This is a genomic window from Cohnella fermenti (genome assembly GCF_004801405.1).
Classification (GTDB): Bacteria; Bacillota; Bacilli; order Paenibacillales; family Paenibacillaceae; genus Cohnella; species Cohnella fermenti.
Genome location: NZ_SSOB01000025.1, coordinates 1 through 19527 on the forward strand (window position 1 = coordinate 1; position 19527 = coordinate 19527).

General features: G+C 58.2%; 17 protein-coding genes and 1 riboswitch. Of the genes, 12 read left to right on the top strand and 5 right to left on the bottom strand.

Going from position 1 to position 19527, the window contains the following annotated elements:
• The first annotated feature begins 480 nt into the window (after positions 1-480).
• On the top strand, positions 481-1173 hold the full coding sequence (locus tag E6C55_RS18895) for a hypothetical protein (protein WP_136371377.1): 693 nt from the start codon (positions 481-483) through the stop codon (positions 1171-1173).
• A gap of 124 nt (positions 1174-1297) precedes the next feature.
• Entirely contained in the window at positions 1298-1861 is a 564-nt protein-coding gene (locus E6C55_RS18900; RefSeq protein ID WP_136371378.1) for a 5' nucleotidase, NT5C type, read from the top strand.
• Positions 1862-2005: 144 nt separating this feature from the next.
• Here E6C55_RS18900 and E6C55_RS18905 read toward each other — a convergent pair whose 3' ends face one another.
• From E6C55_RS18905 to E6C55_RS18915, 3 genes are all read right to left on the bottom strand, one after another.
• Positions 2006-3484 (bottom strand): methyl-accepting chemotaxis protein, encoded by a 1479-nt coding sequence (locus E6C55_RS18905; RefSeq protein ID WP_136371379.1) that lies wholly within the window; start codon positions 3482-3484, stop codon positions 2006-2008.
• Positions 3485-3508: 24 nt separating this feature from the next.
• A complete protein-coding gene (locus tag E6C55_RS18910; RefSeq protein ID WP_211093616.1) occupies positions 3509-4090 on the bottom strand; it encodes a hypothetical protein in 582 nt (193 codons plus the stop codon).
• Positions 4091-4702: 612 nt separating this feature from the next.
• A complete protein-coding gene (locus E6C55_RS18915) occupies positions 4703-5443 on the bottom strand; it encodes a FadR/GntR family transcriptional regulator (RefSeq protein ID WP_230986753.1) in 741 nt (246 codons plus the stop codon).
• 105 nt (positions 5444-5548) lie between these two features.
• Here E6C55_RS18915 and E6C55_RS18920 point away from each other — a divergent pair, with 105 nt between their 5' ends.
• The 7 genes from E6C55_RS18920 to E6C55_RS18950 all read left to right on the top strand — a co-directional run bounded on the left by E6C55_RS18920 (position 5549) and on the right by E6C55_RS18950 (position 14256).
• Positions 5549-6964 (top strand): FAD-linked oxidase C-terminal domain-containing protein, encoded by a 1416-nt coding sequence (locus tag E6C55_RS18920; RefSeq protein ID WP_136371381.1) that lies wholly within the window; start codon positions 5549-5551, stop codon positions 6962-6964.
• Positions 6957-8300, top strand: a complete 1344-nt coding sequence (locus tag E6C55_RS18925; RefSeq protein ID WP_330999639.1) for a (Fe-S)-binding protein — start codon at positions 6957-6959, stop codon at positions 8298-8300. Before E6C55_RS18920 ends, E6C55_RS18925 begins: the two co-directional genes overlap by 8 nt.
• A gap of 175 nt (positions 8301-8475) precedes the next feature.
• Positions 8476-9765 carry a BNR-4 repeat-containing protein gene (locus E6C55_RS18930; RefSeq protein WP_211093617.1) on the top strand — a complete coding sequence of 430 codons (1290 nt, stop codon included), beginning with the start codon at positions 8476-8478 and terminating at the stop codon, positions 9763-9765.
• Positions 9766-9983: 218 nt separating this feature from the next.
• Entirely contained in the window at positions 9984-10463 is a 480-nt protein-coding gene (locus tag E6C55_RS18935) for a DUF6530 family protein (RefSeq protein WP_136371382.1), read from the top strand.
• A 38-nt stretch (positions 10464-10501) separates the two neighbouring features.
• On the top strand, positions 10502-10864 hold the full coding sequence (locus E6C55_RS18940; RefSeq protein ID WP_136371383.1) for a GIY-YIG nuclease family protein: 363 nt from the start codon (positions 10502-10504) through the stop codon (positions 10862-10864).
• A 303-nt stretch (positions 10865-11167) separates the two neighbouring features.
• Positions 11168-12634, top strand: a complete 1467-nt coding sequence (abc-f, locus tag E6C55_RS18945) for a ribosomal protection-like ABC-F family protein (protein WP_136371384.1) — start codon at positions 11168-11170, stop codon at positions 12632-12634.
• Positions 12635-12798: 164 nt separating this feature from the next.
• A riboswitch (cyclic di-AMP (ydaO/yuaA leader) is annotated at positions 12799-12938 on the top strand.
• Between the two features lie 130 nt (positions 12939-13068).
• The gene (locus E6C55_RS18950; RefSeq protein WP_136371385.1) at positions 13069-14256 is read left to right on the top strand and encodes a KamA family radical SAM protein; all 1188 of its coding nucleotides are present in this window, start codon (positions 13069-13071) and stop codon (positions 14254-14256) included.
• Positions 14257-14598: 342 nt separating this feature from the next.
• On the opposite strand, the gene E6C55_RS18955 is transcribed toward E6C55_RS18950, so the two are convergent.
• Positions 14599-14952, bottom strand: a complete 354-nt coding sequence (locus E6C55_RS18955) for a winged helix-turn-helix transcriptional regulator (protein WP_136371386.1) — start codon at positions 14950-14952, stop codon at positions 14599-14601.
• A gap of 144 nt (positions 14953-15096) precedes the next feature.
• Here E6C55_RS18955 and E6C55_RS18960 point away from each other — a divergent pair, with 144 nt between their 5' ends.
• Both E6C55_RS18960 and E6C55_RS18965 read left to right on the top strand, forming a co-directional pair.
• Positions 15097-15450 (top strand): DoxX family protein, encoded by a 354-nt coding sequence (locus E6C55_RS18960; RefSeq protein ID WP_136371387.1) that lies wholly within the window; start codon positions 15097-15099, stop codon positions 15448-15450.
• A gap of 153 nt (positions 15451-15603) precedes the next feature.
• Positions 15604-16926 carry a plasmid pRiA4b ORF-3 family protein gene (locus tag E6C55_RS18965; protein WP_168735745.1) on the top strand — a complete coding sequence of 441 codons (1323 nt, stop codon included), beginning with the start codon at positions 15604-15606 and terminating at the stop codon, positions 16924-16926.
• Positions 16927-17194: 268 nt separating this feature from the next.
• On the opposite strand, the gene E6C55_RS18970 is transcribed toward E6C55_RS18965, so the two are convergent.
• Entirely contained in the window at positions 17195-17881 is a 687-nt protein-coding gene (locus tag E6C55_RS18970; protein ID WP_136371389.1) for a TetR/AcrR family transcriptional regulator, read from the bottom strand.
• A gap of 137 nt (positions 17882-18018) precedes the next feature.
• On the opposite strand from E6C55_RS18970, the gene E6C55_RS18975 reads away from it, so the two are divergent.
• Positions 18019-19371 (top strand): MATE family efflux transporter, encoded by a 1353-nt coding sequence (locus E6C55_RS18975; protein WP_136371390.1) that lies wholly within the window; start codon positions 18019-18021, stop codon positions 19369-19371.
• The last annotated feature ends 156 nt before the right edge of the window (positions 19372-19527 follow it).

Genomic DNA, 19527 nt, shown 5'->3' on the forward strand with positions numbered 1-19527 from the left:
TATCTACAAATAACCATTCTGTGAAAGATGCGTCGAAGAGCCGTATGCGGGAATTCCGCACGTACGGATCTGTGAGGGGGACGGGCACAATCCTCGAAAGGAGAGGCCCTACCTACTCGACCATTCGTGGAGGAAAATTCCGCCCGAGGAACCGGATATATGCGAAAAACCACATAAAACGCTGCGATTGCCCCCTATCCAGGCCGATGAATGTGAAAAACCACATAAAATCGGCGGCGGAGGGGGGCGGAGGGAGACGCGAATGTGAAAAAACGCATAAATCGGGAGTTTTGGGCGCGAGAGGAACCTTGGATGGAGAAATTTGTATAAAACCGGGGCTGTATGCGTGAGAGAGCCCGCGAGTGGGGGAATGGTACAAAGTCGGGGGCTAGGGACGCAGGGGGGCGCGAATAGGAAAGCGGAGTTTAATGTGGGGAATACGCGCGCATATACTTCAGTGATGGGGAGGGAGGATTCGCAATGTTCCAGTTAACCGAGCAATATGCCGCGCAGGTTGTAACGGGGTTGCTTCCGCCCGGGGCGGAGATCGCGAGGATCGATTACCCGGCAAGTTATCCGGCGGTGCTCGCCGTCGATCTCGACGGGGATCGGAATCCGGAGATCGTCGGCGTCTACCGGACGGCGGAAGGGATGCGGGCGCTGATTGCGAAGCATTCGCTGCAGGGATGGTACGTCTTCAGCCACATCCGGGGGCCGGGCTACGGCATCGCGAATCTGGCGGCGGCGCCGATCGCGGGCGTCTATCCGCCGAGCCTGCTGATCGGCTGGCAGATCGGAGAGCGGTGGGCGCAACTGGACTTGTTCCAGTTCGAGGCCGGGGAATACCGCCATCTGACGCCGAGCGATGTGTTCTACAGCCGCTTGGCGATCGTGCCGCCGGCGCCGCCGGTGTATGGCCGCGAGGCCGACGCCGCTGCCGATCGTCTGCTCCGCCTTGCTCTGTGGACGCACGACCGGGAGGAGGCCTACCGGGTCGAGCTGGTTCGCTGGCAGGGAGACGGGCTTGTCCGCGACGAGCAAGCCTATCCGGCCTACTTCGCTAACGCCGTAATCCCGTATTATGCCGGCTTGTTGAACGTGCAGCCGGATTCGGAGCTGTATCGCGCCTGCTGGGAGGAAGCGAGCCGGGTGGCCGGCGCGGCATCCTCTTAACCTCGGATTCGCGCGCGGATGCCGATGGAGTTGCAATTGTCGGCGATGAGTGAGAAAATTTCTTCCATACCGTTGTCGTTATTTTCCCAATATTGATTCGTTATCGTTGGAGGACGCATTCCGTATGAGAAGAAAAATCGTTGCCGTCGACATGGACGATACGATCTGCCACCTCGTCAAGAGGGCGATCTATCACAACAATATCGAGTTCCCGACTCATCCGCTCTCGTACGAGGAGATGATGGATTGGAACACGGACCACCTCAGGCATCCCGCCAGCACGCAGGAAGTGTTCTTCGGCCGTCCGGGCTTGTACGAGGAGCTTGAGCTGTACGACGAGCATGTGGTGGGAGAGATGGAGAAGCTGCATCGGGAATACGACGTGATTATCGTCACCGCCGCGCGGCCGAACAGCGTTGCAGAGAAGTGGAACTGGCTGCAGCGCCACATGCCGTTCATTCCCTTCGACAACTTCTTCGCCTGCAAGCGCAAGAGCCTTATCGACTTCGATCTGCTGATCGACGACGGCCCGCATAATCTGCTGCCGGCGCTGGAGGCGGGGAAGAAGGCGCTCTGCATCCCGCATCCGTGGAATCTACGCATGAGGGAGAGCCATCCGTTCCCGCTGATGGAATCGTGGGAGAATGCGAAGCAGCGGGTCGACGAGCTGCTGGGAAGCCTTGATTGAGATGGGCGGCGGGTGCAAAAAGAGTGTGCGGCGGGGCAGAGTGTCAGAGGTGGAGTAGAGGTAAAGAAGCAGAAAATAAGACCAATCCCCCGCAAAGTCCATTAACGGACTCGGCGGGGGATTGTCGTCTGTCGCGGCGGCTTCCTATGCCTTGGCGGTCAGTTGCTTCAGCTCGGAGATCAGCATGTCCAGGCTGCCGTAACCCGAGACGACGCTGCCGATCTTGCCGTTCTGGTCTTCCAGGCTGGCGCATACTTCTTCAAGCGAGGACATGTTGCGCTCGACGGCGTAAGCGATCCGGTTCGAATCGTCCGCGATGCCGGAATACCTCTCGCGAACGCGTTCTGCCGCCCGCGAGGCGAGCTCGGCCTGCTCCTTCACCTGATTGGTGTTGCCGGAGATATCGCCGATGATCTGGTTGACTTGGAGGCAGGAGGCATGGCTGGCGTCGGCGGCGGTCTCGCCCTTGAGCACTTCTTCGCTGACCGCTTCGATCTGCGTGCGGACCGCGGCGAGAATTGTCGCGATCTCCGACGCGGCCTCGCGGGAATGGTCGGCCAGCTTGCGGACTTCTTCCGAGACGATGGCGAAGCCCTTGCCGTGTTCGCCAGCCCGGGCCGCTTCGATCGCCGCGTTCAGCGAGAGAAGATTCGTCTGGGTCGCGATGTCGCTGATCGTGCCGATAATGGAACTGACGCGTTCGTTCTGCTCGCGGAGCGCCGACATCAGGTGGACGGTCTCGCGCACGATCTCGCGCACCCGGCCGACTTCCCCGGAGAGAGCGGCGATATGCACTTCGCCTTCATGGGTCAGTTCCGCCGTTCTGGCAGAGTAGCCGTTCAGACGGCTCGTTCCTTCCGCCAGATCGCGAATGATCGGATCGACCTCCAGCACGGAGCCGGACACGGAGATGACCGCCTGGCTCTGCTGCTCGATATCGTGGGACATCTCCTGGAACGCGGCCGTCACCTCGCGGGAGATGTCGCCCGTCTTGTTCACGTCGACCTTCTGGCTCGCGCTGAATTCGCTGAGCACTTGAATGGACGACTCCAGCTTCCCGATCAGCCGATCCGACAGCTCCTTGGCCGCCGAGGTCCGATGATGCTCTTCCGCAACCTGGCTCTGCAGCTTCTCGCCGAACCGGGCGGACGCCGCAAGCGCAACCGTCAGGAAGATGAGGTACATGTACAGATAGAGCAAGGAATCGTTCGGGAACAGCTCGGGCCCCAGCTTCGAATCGAGGAACACGTAAGTCGTCGTCGCCATTCCGAGAACGCCCGCAAGCAGAATAGGCTTGTAATTCGAGTACAGCGTCATGAGGGCAATATTCACGTACACGAGGAAGTAGGTGCTGACGATCGGATTCGGGTCCGAGACGAGCAGCAGCAGCGTGATCACGGACAGAATGACCGGCACGAAGTACATGACATATTGGCTCCAGACGCGCTTGTAGGTGAGCACCGTCGCCAGCCCGCAGGCGAAGCCTCCGAACGCGATCAGGATCACCAGCATCTTCGCGGGCAGCGAAGCGGAGATATCCGCCACGATGCCAAGCAGGAGCATTCCCCATAGAATCTTCACATATAATCGATTGCGCCTGTCAAGAACCGTCAGTTCGTTCATTATGTACCGCCTTCGTCCATTAGGTTATCTGCTAAGAATGGGGTGCGCACGTTCGGTCAGCTCGGCGGGGTCCAAGTCGTCAAGCCGCAGCCAATCGTAATCTCCCGGATGCTCGTACATCGCCTTCATGTCGAACACGACGGGGATCACCGTGTCCCCTTTATAATATTGCGGCTTCCCGGCCTTATCCATCGGCACCTTGAAGGTAATTCGCAAAGCGCGATAGAAGACGGGCTCCAGAAGAGATACAAGGTAATGATAGCCGTTCGCCCGGCAGTACCCGACGATCAGCGTAAGCAGCTCCGCCAGGTATGGCCCCCGGTGCTCCTTGAGGAACGCGATCTTGTCGATCTCCGCCACCTTGGCCGGATCTTGCGCGACCCACGGGTGGAGGGAGAACGGAGCGATCCGATCGAGCCGATTGTCTTCCGGGAAGTAGGGCTTGAATTCCGCCGTGCCTGCCGCTTCCCCGTTCGGGGTGACGGACAAATACCGGCTCAAGCAATGGGACGAAAATTCGAACTCGAAGTTTTTCTCCCGCCATACGGTCATCCAGACAAAGTTAAATAGCGCGGCCTCCATTTCGTTTTGAACTTTTCTGATCATTCCCATCACTCCTTGTCTATCTATTCTGTTGTCTGCCCGATTGTCTGCCGACTCGGCCTTGCCGGATGCTGCTCTCGTCATTCGCCTCCTTCGCTATGTGCCCTACCTTAATTATCGGTAACGGCCGGGAAAAATGCAGGTAAATATTTACTTCTGTGAAAGCTGAGTAGAATGGTCGGCATTAATTTCAATAAACCATAATTTTCCGATAAAATCAATTGATTCGAGAACAATTCTCTGTGGAAATATGACATAAATTACCGTAAGCGGTTGCAGAAAAGGGGCGGACGCGGAAAAACCGTCAGGGAAGGTCGAAGCTCTCCCTGACGGTTCTCGATAAAGGCGAAGGATGGAGGAGGATGGACGAAAGCGGCGGTTTTATGCGGTTTTTCACATTCATCGGCTCGGATTGGCGGGAATCGGAGCGTTTTATGTGATTTCTCGCATATATACGGGATTTCCGGGTGGAATTGCGGCTATGTATGTGGTTTTTCGCATTGGTTGCGGTGCGAGGCCGTTGTTGGCAGCGAATGTATGCGGTTTCTCACATAAAATCGGTCAAGTGCGCCGTTATCGAGCGACACGAGGCGATAACGGCGCTCGATAACGGCGTTATTCGGTTCGCCCTCGCTCGTCCCGTTCGTCTTGTCCGCTCCGTTCGCTGCGTTCGATCACTTGCTCCACCTTCAGCAGATGCTTCATCATGCGGTCCCGCGCCGCCGCTCCGTCCCGCGTCTCGATCGCCTCGAAGATAGAGCGGTGTTCGGCAAGCAGTTGCTCCGCGGAGGCCCGTTCGGCGAAGAACCACAATCGCCGCGACTGCTTCATGCTCTCGCGCAGCCGTCCCGCCATCGACTCCATCATCGAGAGGAGGAGCGCGTTCTTCGAAGCCTCGGCGACGCGAAGATGGAAGCGGATATCGGCCTCGTCGCTCGCCGCCTCGTCGCCCAAGGCGCCGCCCATCCGTTCGAGAATATCCCGCAGCGCGGCCAGATCTTCCGCCGAGCGACGCTCCGCAGCCAGCTCGGCGCAGCCCGCCTCGATGAACTTCCGCACCTCGAGCACTTCCTGAAGCTTCTCCTTGCCGAACGAGAGGGAGGCGGCGTCCTCCGCGGCGGGGAGCTCCAGGCTCACGTAGCTGCCGCCGCCGTGCCGGATCGTGATCCAGCCGGTCGCCTTCAGGCCGCTCAGCGCCTCGCGGATCGTCGAGCGCCCGACCTCGAAGCTGTCGGCAAGCTCCACGACGGTCGGGAGCTTCGAGCCGGGCGCGTAGTCTCCCGTCTCGATCATGTTCTTCAACTGCTCGAGCACGAGCTCCGAGCCTTTGCGTGCTTCGACTCTGCGGAACGCCACAACGATTCCTCCAAAAATAATGATGTACATCCATTCAATCATAAGGTAAGCTAAAAGAAAAGTCATCAGATCACATGATCAATAATCAAGCGGAGGTCAACCATTATGCTAGACAACGCTATAGCCCGGCAGCTTCGCGATATCGTCGGAGCGTCCTGGTTCAAGGACGACGACCAGACCCGCGTTGCCCATTCGTACGACGGAACGCCCATGCTTCAAGCGCTGCCGGACGGGGTTATCTATCCCGGCAGCACGGAGGAGGTGGCGGCCGTCATGCGCGTGCTGCACGAGCATCGCATTCCGGTCGTCAGCCGCGGCTCCGGCACGAACCTGTGCGGAGGGACGGTGCCGATCCAGGGCGGCATCGTCATGGTTATGCACCGGATGAACGCCATTGTCGAGGTCGATCTGCAGAACCTGACGGCGACGGTGCAGCCCGGCATTCTGACGAAGGCGTTCACCGAACATATCGAGAGCCTCGGCCTGTTCTACCCTCCGGACCCGAGCAGCATGGCGATCTCGACGATCGGCGGCAACATCGCCGAATGCTCGGGCGGCCTGCGCGGGCTGAAGTACGGCACGACGAAGGACTACGTGCTCGGCCTCGAGTTCGTGCTGGCGAGCGGGGAGATCGTCCGCACGGGCGGCAAGCTCGTGAAGGACGTCGCCGGCTACGACCTGACGAAGCTGCTCGTCGGCTCGGAAGGAACGCTCGCCATCGTTACGGAAGCGACGCTGAAGCTTGTGCCGCCGCCGAAGCATAAGAAGACGATGCTGGCGATGTTCTCGGATGTGTACGACGCGGCCCGCACGGTGTCCAAGATCATCGAGAACCGGATTATTCCCGCGACGCTGGAGCTGCTCGACAACCCGACAATTAAGGTCGTTAACGATTATGCGAAGCTGGGGCTGCCGACGGATGCGGCCGCGATGCTGCTGATCGAGCAGGACGGCGAGCTCGAGACGGTCGAGCGCGACATCGAGCTGATCTCGGGCATCTGCCGCGAGGAGAACGCGACGGAGGTCAGCATCGCCCGCAACCACGAGGAAGCGCTGAAGCTGTTGACCGCGCGCCGCAGCGCGTTCACGGCGCTCGCGAGGCTGCGGCCGACGACGATTCTGGAGGACGCGACGGTGCCGCGCTCGAAGATCGCCGACATGGTGCTGGCGATCAATCGGATCGCCGAGAAGCATCGCGTGCAGATCTGCACGTTCGGCCATGCGGGCGACGGCAACCTGCACCCGACGGCGACGACCGATGCGCGCGATACGGACGAGGTGCACCGCGTCGAGGAGGCGTTCGCCGAGATCTTCGAAGCGGCGATCGCCTTCGGCGGAACGATCACGGGCGAGCACGGCGTCGGACTCGTCAAGTCGCCTTATCTGGAATGGAAGCTCGGGGAGCCAGGCGTCGCGGTCATGCAGAGCATCAAGGCGGCGTTCGACCCGCATAACCTGCTGAACCCCGGCAAGATCTTCGCGAAGTCGGCAAGAAGAAGGGTGGTGCTCGAGCGTGGCTAAGACGACGGACCGGGAAGCGCTGCGGGAGACGCTGAAGATCAAGCTCGATTACGACCAGCTCACGAACTGCATGCGATGCGGCTTCTGCCTGCCGGCCTGCCCGACGTTCCGGGAGACCGGGCTGGAGGCGGAATCGCCGCGCGGCCGCATCGCCTTGATGAAGGCGACCGTGGACGGCATCATGGGCCCGGACGTGCCGTTCGAGGAGCAGATGAGCCACTGCCTCGGCTGCCGCGCGTGCGAGCCGGCCTGTCCGGCCGATGTGAAGTACGGTCAGTTGATCGAGCAGGCGCGGGATGCGATCGAGGAGCACACGACGCAGCATCGCGGCTGGGTGAAGGGCGTGCGCAAGCTTGTGTTCCAGGGGCTGTTCCCGCATCCGAAGCGGATGGAGCTGCTCGGCAAGGGGCTTAAGCTGTACCAGCGCTCCGGCCTGCAGACGGCAGTGCGGAAGACGAACGCGCTGAAGCTGCTGCCGAAGCAGCTCGCCGACATGGAGAAGATTCTGCCGGAGGCGACGGGCAAGGGCGTCGTGAAGACGCTCGGCACGCATGTTCCCGCGAAGGGACAGAAGGTCGGCACGGTCGGCATGTTCCGCGGCTGCCTGATGGACGCGATGTTCGCGGAGACGAACCGGAAGACCGTGGAGCTGCTGAGCGAAGCCGGGTTCGACGTGGCCATCCCGGAAGCGCAGAACTGCTGCGGCGCGCTTCATGCGCACAGCGGGGAGACGGCACAGGCGAAGGAGCTGGCGAAGCGCAACATCCGGGCGTTCCGCGAAGCCGGCGTCGATGCGATCATCTCCAACGCGGGGGGCTGCGGCGCCATCCTCGTGGAATACGATCATCTGCTGCACGACGAGCCGCAGTGGCGCGAGGATGCGGCGTGGTTCGCGAGCCATACGAAGGATATCAGCACGATTCTGTGGAACGAAGGCCGTCCGCTTCCGTTCGCCGAGCCGGTTGGCGGCGAAGCCGCGGCCGTTCGCGTGACGTATCAGGACTCCTGCCACCTGAAGAACGTCATGAAGGGCGGGGCGTCCCCCCGCAGCCTGCTCGGCGCGCTTCCGGGCGTCGAGCTTGTCGAGATGAAGGATGCGGGCTCCTGCTGCGGCTCGGCCGGCATCTACAACATAACGCAGCCGGAGATGGCCAACCGCCTGCTGGAGAAGAAGATGAAGGATGCGAACGGCACGGCGGCGCACTACATCGTCACGAGCAATCCGGGCTGCCTGCTGCAGATGAAGCTGGGCATCGAGCGTCATGCGAGCGACAAGCGGATGGAGGCCGTCCACATCGTCGACTTCCTGCACGAGAGAATGGCGGCGCGCGGATAGCGCCGAACGCGAGGTCTTCCGAAGCGGAAGGCCTTTTCCTTTTTTTGTTCTATTCGCGCCGCTGCAGTTGAGTAGATCTGTTCTATGGAATGCGCTAAATTGTTGCTACCAAGGAGGGCGCGCCAAGTGCTACTCTGGAATCGGCGCCGAATTGAACCAAATGGAGGCGGTTGTGATGAGGAGCAACAAGGGACGGAGAACGCGGGGGTGGAGGATGTGGCTGTCGCTGCTGACGCTGTTGGCCGTTCTTCCGGCCGGAACGGGCAGCGCTGCGGTCACGCTGGAGGAAGTGCCTTACGCGATGGACTCGAGCAACCAGGCGGGCTGGTGGTCGCCGCTCGACACGTACGGGACGGGGCTGGAGTATGCGTACATGGCTTACAATGCTCCGGGCAGCACGGCGGGCACACATAAAGTGTACATCGCCAGACGCGACGGGACGGGCGCCTGGAGCAACATCCCGGTCATGAACGGGACAAGCGTCGCCGAATTCGTCGACGACAACGGCCACAATCAGCCGTCGATCGCGCGGGACGGCAGCGGGCGCTTCCATGTGTTCGCGTCGATGCACAACAACACGTGGCGGTACTTCCGCTCGGATACGGTGGGCGGAGCGCCGCAGGAGCATGCGGCGGATATGCCCGATCCGACGATGAAGGTCACTTATCCGATCGTGACGACGGCGCCGAACGGAGATCTGTATCTGTTCGTTCGCGCGGATAACGATCCGGGAGGCAAGCGCTACGGCGTGCTGCTGCGGTGGGATAACGCCGCCTCGACGTGGAGTCAGATTGCGGTTATCGCGTCGAATCTTAACAAGTCGGTTTATCCCGACGATCTCGTGTTCGATTCCAACGGAGATCTGCACATCCTGTTCGAATGGGCGCAATTCGCGGCCAGCGCCTTGCGGCACCAGCTCTCGTATTTGAAGTACAGCCCGTCAACGGGCACATTCTCGAAGGCGGACGGGACTGCCGTGTCGGCGCCGGTGTCGCTGACGACGGCCGACATCGTCCAGCCGCTCGCTTCGACCGAAGCGTACGTGACCAGCGGCGACGATCCCGGCGGTCCGGGCGTCCAAAGCGCCAAACTGATCGTCGATTCCAACAACAGCCCGATCATCGCCTACCGGTACCGCGAGGAAGGCAGCTCGACCTTCTCCGTCAAGCTGGCGACGCACAACGCTTCCGGGTGGCAGAGGCAGACCGTCTACAACGCCTCCGAGACGAGAGCCGCCATCGACGTCACGTGGACGGGGAGCGCGGCGAGGGTGTATTACGCCGTAACGAGCGGCACCGATCGCGCCTATATGGCGACGTTGTCCGGCGGAGTGTGGACGCCGACGTCGATCGCGCCGGGCGTGCCGATCGAGCGGCTGGCGGTCAAGCGCAACGCCAAGGGCGTCGACATTCTGTATCTGGTCGACCTGACGAACCTGAAGCTGATCTACGGGCGCAATCCTTAACGATTCTTAACAGCGGACAACGGCAAGAGCGAACGAAGAGGCGCGGGACATTCCATATGCCCGCGCTTCTTGGCGTCTTCTTGTTGTGAGCGCATGCGGTTGACAGGGCGGGCGATCTGGGCTACGATGGAATTCGATTTAGTAATTCAGTAATTTAGTAAATAACTAATTCGAATCTTGAATGGAACGTTGCGAAGCGCATGAAGGGGGCTATTCCCATGAAGATACCGACGACACTAAAGCACAAGCCGGTTATCGTCGCCGAAGATTACGAACGAATCGACGGCAGGCTGGCGGGACAGACCGATACGAAGGGGCTGTCGCTGGGGCTTGCCCAATGGAACGACCGCGGCAAGGTCGACATCTCGGCGAAGGTATGGAGGTACACGGGGGAGAAGTGGTCGCGCCAATCCGAGGAGCTTCCGCTGCACCGCGTGCTTGACCTGTCCATTCTCATCTGCCGCACTTTGGAGCATTTTCGCGAGTCGTATCGGTTCGACAACCACTACGATCCCGCGAATCCGCGGATCGACCGGATCGGCCTGCAGGGGGATGCGATGACGGTCGAGGTGTGCACGGACAATGAGAAGATCGGGGAAGACATCAAGCTGTTCAACCAGGCGTTGAGCGACGACGGCGAGCTGATCGGGGAGAGGCTTCGGACGTTGTCCCGGCTGCTCAAGGAGATGGGCTATTAATTAAGCCGCCAGGCGGCGAGAGGAGAGGAGCGAACATAATGCAGACGAACAGGCGCAAGGAGCTGCAGGAGGAGTACAAGCAGATCAAGACGTACATGGGTGTCGTTCGCTTGACCAACCGGGTAAGCGGGAAGATGTTCATCGACGCTTACCCGAACCTGAAGAACAAGTGGATGACGCTACAGATGCAGCTCGACATGGGACGGTTCGCGAACGCCGAGCTGCAGAAGGACTGGAACGAGCTCGGCAAGGACGCCTTCGAGTACGAGGTGCTGGAGCAGAAGGATACGACGGATGTGGCCGACGTGCGCTGGGAGACGAAGATGATGGGCAAGCGCTGGCTCGAGAAGCTGCAGCCTTACGGGGACAGCGGCTATAACCGGCCGAGGGCCGAGCCGTAACGGGCGGCCGGGGCAAACGCTGAGGGTTGTCATTCGCTTGGCATCCGTGGTATCATTCAATTACTTTAATTCAGGGAGCTGAATGCGATAATGTGACTTTCTTGCCAAGGACCATGGAAGGGAAGCGAAGCGGTTTATTCGCTGTCTTTTTTATGCCTATGCGAGAGAGTGCCCTTATCCGTTCGCTCAGACGAATCGCGCGCGATCCGCCTCCTTATGCCGGGGGGCGGTCGTTGCCGCTGTATTTGAGCCGCGAGAGGCGCTGTCTCTCGCGGCTCATTTTTTATGGCGGGAGGATAATTTATGTCATTAATTAACGTGAGGAATCTCACCTTTGCTTACGACGGCAGCTACGATAACGTGTTCGAGAACGTCAGCTTCCAGATCGACACCGATTGGAAGCTCGGCTTCACCGGAAGGAACGGCAGAGGGAAGACGACCTTCCTGAATCTGCTGCTCGGCAAGTATGAATACTCCGGTCGCATTGACGCTAACGTCGCGTTTGATTATTTTCCATATCCGGTTGAAGACAAGAGCAGGACCGCGCTGGAGATCGTTGCGGACATCCACCCCGATTACGTGTACTGGGAGCTGCTTCGCGAGTTCAGTCTGCTGGACGTCTCCGAGGAGGCGCTGGACCGCCCGTTCGACTCCTTGTCGAGCGGAGAGCAGACCAAGGTGCTGCTGGCGGCGCTGTTCCTGAAGGAGAACAACTTCCTCTTGATCGACGAACCGACGAATCACCTGGACATGGGCGCGCGCGAGCTGGTGAGCCGGTACTTAAGCGCCAAGTCGGGCTTCATCCTCGTCTCGCATGACCGGGCGTTCCTCGATCGGTGCGTCGACCACGTTCTGTCCATCAATCGCGCCACTATCGAGATTCAGCAAGGGAACTTCAGCAGTTGGATGGAGAACAAGAGCAGGCAGGACCATTACGAGCTGGCCGAGAACGACAAGCTGCGCAAGGACATCAAGAGGCTTAACGAAGCGGCGGCGAGAACGAGTCAATGGTCGGACGAGGTGGAGAAGACGAAGATCGGCCACGGGGTGCCCGATCGGGGGTATGTCGGCCATAAGGCGGCGAAAATGATGAAGCGATCCAAAGCCATCGAGAACCGGCAGCAATCGGCGGCGGCGGAGAAGGAGAAGCTGCTGCGCAACGTCGACAGTATGGAGAGTTTGAAGATCGGCCAAATGCGTTACCACAAGCATCAGCTTGCGGAACTGGACCGGGTGTCGATCTTCTACGGGGACCGTAAGGTGTGCGAGAATGTCGGCTTCCGGATCGAGCAGGGCGACCGGATCGCGATTCGGGGCAACAACGGCGCCGGCAAGTCGAGCGTGCTGAAGCTGCTGCTCGGAGAGGAGATCAAGCACGAGGGCGAGGTCAGGAGAGGGAGCCAACTGCGCATCTCCTACGTGTCTCAGGATACGTCCCATCTCCGCGGCAACTTATCGGCTTACGCCAGAGAGCACGACATCGACGAGAGCTTGTTCAAGGCGATTCTGCGCAAGCTCGACTTCTCCCGGACGCAGTTCGAGAAGGACATGGCGGACTTCAGCGGCGGCCAGAAGAAGAAGGTGCTGATCGCGCGAAGCTTAAGCGAGAAGGCGCATCTGTACGTGTGGGACGAACCGCTCAACTTCATCGACGTTCTCTCGCGGATGCAGATCGAGGAATTGCTTGTGCAGCACGCTCCGACAATCGTCTTCGTGGAGCACGATCGCGAGTTCCATGAGCGGGTTGCGACGAAGATCGTCGAGCTGTAACCGGGCGGCAACTCTCTGGAACTGTGGCAAACCTCTGGAATGGGGGCAAACCTCTAGAATTATTTTACAAACAACCTTATTATGATATAAAAGTTGTCTGATGCTCGAATGTCTGTTATAGTTAAAGATAGGCCTATAGAAGGATAAGAAGAATAACCGAATAAGGCGTCTTACAGCTTAGTTTCCGGCGGCAGCCGGAGAGCGGGGGAACCAATTTTCTGGGGCGAATCGATCCGTCGGATCGTAGGGGACCATCTGACCCGAGCCCGTCAGCTAACCTCGTCAGCTTGGGATGGGTCAAGTACGCGCAGCGGAGGACGTGTCCTCGGCTTGTCTTTTGACCCGTGCAACGGGTCTTTTTTTGTCGCGGCGGCACGCCGTGCGAGACGGGAGAAGACCCCGCAAGAGCCAAATACAGCTAAAGGAGAATGCCTATGCCTCAGCCGAAGTATTTGACGTCTATCGACAAGATCGCTCAGTTGCCCGAGACGGAGAGGGAGCAGCTTAAGCGGATTACGGAGAAATTCGTCTTCCGCGTCAACGACTATTACTTGGACCTGATCGATTGGGACGATCCGAACGACCCGATTCGCAAGCTGGTCATTCCGAATTCCGACGAGCTTGGCGAATACGGGCGCTGGGACGCCTCGGACGAAGACACGAATTACGTCGTGCCCGGCTGCCAGCACAAGTACGGCACGACGGCGCTTCTGATCGTCTCGGAGGTGTGCGGCGCATATTGCCGGTATTGCTTCCGCAAGCGGCTGTTCCGCAACGATGTCAAGGAATCGGTCACGGACATCGAGCCGGGGCTGGCGTACATCTCGGAGCACCCGGAGATCAACAATGTGCTGCTCACCGGAGGAGACAGCCTGATTCTCGGAACCCCGCGGATTCGCGCGATTCTGGAGCGGCTGAGGGCGATCGAGCATGTGAAGATCATCCGGCTTGGCTCGAAGATTCCGGTGTTCAACCCGATGCGAATCTACGAGGACGAGGAACTGCTCCGCGCGATCGCGGAATTCTCCACGCCCGAGAAGAGAATCTACGTGATGGCGCATATCAACCACCCCCGCGAGATTACGCCGCAGGCGGTCAAGGGCTTCGAGGCGCTGCATCGGGCCGGAGCGATCGTCGTCAACCAGACGCCCGTGCTGCGCGGCATCAACGACGATCCGAAGGTGCTCGCGGAGCTGCTGGACAGACTGTCGTGGGCGGGAGTGACGCCGTATTACTTCTTCGTGAACCGTCCGGTGGCGGGCAACAAGGCGTTCGTCTTGCCGCTGCGGGAAGTGTACGAGATCGTCGAACAGGCGAAAGCGCTTACGTCCGGTCTCGGCAAGAGAGTCCGGCTGTCGATGAGCCACACCTCGGGGAAAATCGAGATTCTCGCGATCAACGAAGGCAAGGCGTACCTGAAGTACCATCAGTCGAGAGATGGGCGCTACGGCACGTTCATGGCGCTCGATTGTCCGGATGACGCCTCCTGGTTCGACGATCTGCCGGGCAGCGAGCAATATTGGACGAAGCCGGCGAAGAAGACGGATGCGGTCGCATCCGTCAACGCCATGCCGGACATGCCTGCCGGCCGGAAGGCGGCTCGCGAGGCGACGACGGCGTAAGGGAGCGCGGAGAAGGAGAGCGAAGAAGGAAGCGAGTAGAAGGATGGTCGAGGAAGGACGCACGTAGAAGGAAGAGCGAGGAGCGCTGCGAGGCTGCCGGATGGGGCGGCTCCGCAGCGCTTCTTTGTTCTCAAGTAGCGCCGGATGCCAGGAATACAGGAATATATGTGAAAATTCACATTCGTGCGGCGCGGTACTGGGCAGGTTGGACGATTCTATGTGAAAAACCGCATAAATTGCGGCAATTCCACCCGGAAATCCCGCATGTATGCGAAAAATCACATAAAACGCCTCGATTGCCCCGAATCCAAGCCGATGAATGTGAAAAATCGCATAAAATCGTTAAGTCCGATCTCCCTGGGCGCGCTCTTCTCCGTAAAGCTCGCTCAGATGCTTCAGATGCGTCTCGCTCCATTCCCACATGGCGTTCAGGACGGGCTCCAGGTTGTTCGCATACTCCGTAAGCGTATATTCGACCTTCGGCGGCACCTGGAGGTACATCTTGCGATTCACGATGTCGTGGTACTCCAGCTCCCGCAGTTGCTGTGTCAGCATCTTCTTCGAGATGTCGGGAATTGCCTTCTGCAGTTGGCTGAACCGCATCGTTCCGTTCGTGAACAGTTGGAACAGAATGACGGGCTTCCACTTGCCGACGAAGATCTCGAGCGCCGATTCGAACTTGCAATCCATGGACATGAATCTATTCCCCCCCAGCTCTGATGCATGGTCTCCATTAGGTAACTATGTTTATTTGAGGTTACTACTTCTCAAGCGGCGACCTTGCGATTATTATACATCTGTGTACGAAAAGTAAGCAACTTAAGGGGAGGAATATAAGCCGTGGACATTGCACTTTGGATTGTGCAAGGGGTTCTGGCCCTGATGTTTATCTCGGCCGGCGCGATGAAGACGTTCAATTCCAAGAAAGCGAAGGCAACCATGCCTTGGGCGCAGGACTCTTCGACCGGCTTCGTCGTCTTCGTCGGCTTGGCGGAGCTTCTCGGCGGAATCGGCCTGATTCTGCCGGAAGCGCTGGATGTCGCTCCGGTTCTGACGCCGATCGCAGCGATCGGCCTCGCCGTCGTCATGGTGCTCGCTGCCGGCCACCATGCCAAGCGCGGCGAGAAGCAAGCGGTCGTCATGAACGTCGTCCTGCTTGCGCTGTCGTTGTTCGTCGCGATCGGCCGGTTCTAAAGGATTGCAGAGACTTGTCCATGTGCAACCCCGCCTTGCAATTATAGCCGCCTGAAGAACCGCCCGCCCGATCCGGGGATGGGCGGTTCTGTTATATCGTCGGAGATGGGGCGACCTGTTATAATGACTCTGACTAAGCAAGGAGGGGTCCTTATGAATGCCGGACAAAAGCTGATCATAACGGAAACGGAACCAACGCCGATTGTGAAGGATTTTACGGCCTTCGCGGCTTATGTGGAGAAGAAAGAGATCCTGCTGACGAAAGCGAGAGGCTGGCTGCCCCGTCAAGATCTGCTCGCCATCAATGCCCTGATGACCGAGCCGGAACAAGAAGTGACGGTCTACTCCGATCAGAACGCTTACCCGCTGCTAGCCTTGTTTTACAATCTGGCGCTGGTCGCCGACCTGTTCCGCATGGAGCCGCATTCCAGCGGCAAACAAACGCTGCTCCCTACGGAGAGGCTGTCTGTATTCTATAGCCTGAATCCCACGGAGAAGTATATCTCCTTGCTGGAAGCGCTCTGGGTTGATACAGATTGGTCCGACTTGATGATCGATTACGACAGAGCGCCATCGGCAGATGAGGTTCGCGCGGTGTTCGAATTACTGGCGGAGCTTCCTCCAGGAAGCGTGGTCGATGACAGCAGCGACTTCGGTAAACAACTCATCCTTCGACTAAGGAGATGGGGTCACATTGTCTATTGCTTCCAGTACTTCGGATTCTGGGCAATGACAAGAAACGAGGCTCCCCTTCTATCGTATGTGTCCAAGTTTGCCTACCCGATCAAGACACTCGCCCCGACGCCTTTATTTTATTCGCTATGCATGGAACTTTACCGTTCCAGAGATTTGGAGCTTTGGAATCTTCATCTGCGGCAAGAAGCGGGGGATTGGGCTGGTTTCCCCGGGGAACCGTTATGGGAAGATGAAGATGCGGGCGAGGATGCAGACGAAGCTCAGGGCGAAGACGAAGGTGAAGAGGAGTGGGAGATGGAGAACTTCGCCGACTCGTTGATCCATCTCTTCCCTGCAGGCGAGTTGACACGGTGGCTGCCAAGGCAAATCATTGAATTTGTCGATTGTACCTATGTTCTTAAAGTGACTCTCCGCCGCAATTGCTGGAGGCGTATTCGTCTATCGTCTCACTGCACCTTATACGATCTGCATCAAGCGATTCAGGATGCGTTCGATTTCGGCGACGACCATTTGTATGCATTTTTTATGGATGGGAAAAAGTGGTCAACCAAGTTCGTGTTCTATTCGCCGGATGACACGGACAGGCCGACCGTAACCGAAGCGTATCTTGGAGAATTGGAATTGTCGGTGGGGCAAAAGTTTCTATATTTGTTCGATTTCGGCGACGAGTGGGCGTTCACGGTAACCGTCGAGGACATTCAAGCGGTCGACACCCGCGAGGAGCAACCTCAAGTGATTGAATCGAGAGGCCAGGCCCCTGAGCAGTACAAAGACGATTGACTTCCGTAATCGATATGAAAATTCACATTGGCGAGGGCCGATAATGAGCGGTTCGAGCAATTTTATGCGAAAAATCACATTCGTGAAGGAAATCCCAGCTCGAATCGCCGGACGTATGCTAAAAACCACATAAAACGCCTCGATTGCTCCTAACCGACGCCGACGAATGTGAAAATCCGCATAAAACCGCAAAAGAACATCGGAACAGAGAGCGAATAGCGTCGCCGGGGACCGCCAGGGAAGATCCCCCTGACGGCTCTCTTGCATTCTACTTCTCGTGCTCCTTGATCACCTGCTCGATTCCGAGCAGAATCAGCTTCAAGCCGAACTCGAACGCCCCGTCGGTGCCCATCAGCTCGAACAATCCGCTTGTGAACATCCTCCGGAACAGCCCCGCGTCCGTCTCGCTCATGGAATCCAGCAGGCGAATCATCTCGTCCCCAGGCAGCGCTCCCGCTCCCCGTTCCTTAAGGATGGTGGACACATTGCGCTCATGCTGGTAATCGTCCATAACAAAGTAGAAAACATAGTTCATCAGCGTAGTCGCCACCTGCATCTTCTGCTCTTGCTCAAGCGGCGTCGCTTCGACGCAGAGCAGCATGCGGTTCGTGAACCGGATGATGTCCGGTTCGTGCGGCAGCGTCATCATCATAAGCTGCGTGGAGCAGGGATACCGGCTGAGCACGTTCCGCACCGTTGCCGCCAGCCCCGCCAGTTGCTCCTTCCAGTCCCCCTCGGCATGGAACTCCTCGACAATGATTTTCGACACCTGATTGGCCAACCGCTGATAGAGCTTCTGCTTGCTCTTGAAGTACCAGTACAGAGAGGGAGCTTGAATGCCAAGCCGGTCGGCCAAGCGTCTCAAGCTGAACCTCTCAATGCCATCCTCGCCAAGAAGCTCCCACGAGGCTTCCAGAATCCTGTCCTCCGATATTTGCGGCTGCTGCTTCTTCATCGCGATCCGTCCTTTTTATCTAACAGTGTAAGTTTGTGCTTTACAGGTCCATAGGTTCATGATATCATCTAACACTGTAAGGTTCAATCTAACACTGTTAGATAAGCCTGAATAACATGATGAAAGAAGTGACCGACATGGATACACAAAACCTCCATTACTTCGAGAAAGCGCCGATCGCCAAAGCCGTAGCCCACTTCGCCGTCCCGATGATGCTGGGCACGTCGATGAGTGTCATCTATTCGATTCTGAACGCTTATTTTCTCGGCACGCTTCACAATACGGCCATGCTGACCGCACTCGCGCTGACGCTGCCGTTATTCGCGGCCATTATGGCGCTGGGCAACCTGGTCGGTGTCGGCGGCGGCGCCTTCATCTCCCGTCTGCTGGGAGAGAAGAGGTACGACGATGTCAAGCATGTGTCATCCTTCGCCTTCTACGGCAGCCTGGTTCTCGGTCTGATTGTCATCGCCGCCGGCCTCCCGTTGATCGACTCCATCGTTCACGGCCTGGGGGCAACGCCGGAGTCGTTCGGATTCACGAAGGATTATGTCACGGTTATGCTTATCGGTTCACCGATCGTTGTTCTGTTCTTTACGCTGGAAAATATCGTGCGTGCGGAGGGAGCGGCGATTACGTCGATGATCGGGATGATTCTCAGCGTTGTCGTGAACATTATTCTTGACGCGCTCGTTATCTTCGTCTTCCATGGGGGAGTCGTCGGCGTTGCGTCGGCAACGGTGGTGGCCAACCTGGCTGCGAGTGCCTTCTACGCCTTCCATATGAGGTACAGAAGCCAATTCCTGACCGTCTCCGCCAGATGGTTCAAGGCGACGAAGGACATTATGAGCAATGTATTCAAGATCGGGGTTCCCGTCTTTATTATGAGCATCTTCCTGGGCGCCATGTCGCTTATCTTTAACCATTATCTTGTCGAATACGGGGACCAGGCCGTAGCGGCTTACGGAATATCGTCGCGGCTGCTGCAATTCCCGGAATTTATTCTGATGGGCTTGTGCGAGGGAGTCGTGCCGCTGATCGCCTTCACCTTCACGGCGAATAAGCTGCGAATGAAGAACACGATCGGATTCACGATCAAGACGATTGTGGCGCTGGCCGTCGTGTTCGGCATCGTCGTCTATCTGATCTCCGACCACTTGATCGGCCTGTTCACGAACGACGCGCAATTGATCGAGATGGGCAGCTACATTCTGCATGTCACGTTCCTATCTCTGTTCATTACGGGAATGACGACGCTGTTTACGGGGATTTTCCAGGCGACGGCTCAGGGAACCGCTGCGTTTATTATGTCGATTATTCAGGGCATTACCCTGATTCCGGTGCTGTATCTCGCCAATCGGATGAACGGCTTCCACGGCGTCGTCTGGTCGCTTGTCATTGCGGATGCCGTTGCATTCCTTGTCGGCGCCGTCATGCTGTACGTTCTGCGGAACAAGCTGCAGCCGGATTTGGAGAGTCTGGTGCAGTAGAGCGGAATTGCCTCCTAATTGTCGCTATCCCTTCTCGCCAGTGGGTGCCTTATCCCTCTTGATCAGTATCCTAATTATTGGAATTTGGGGAACTGAACAGCAGGGATAAGGCACCCTTTTCTGGGAAGACCGGTTGGTGCCCGAGGCGACGATAAG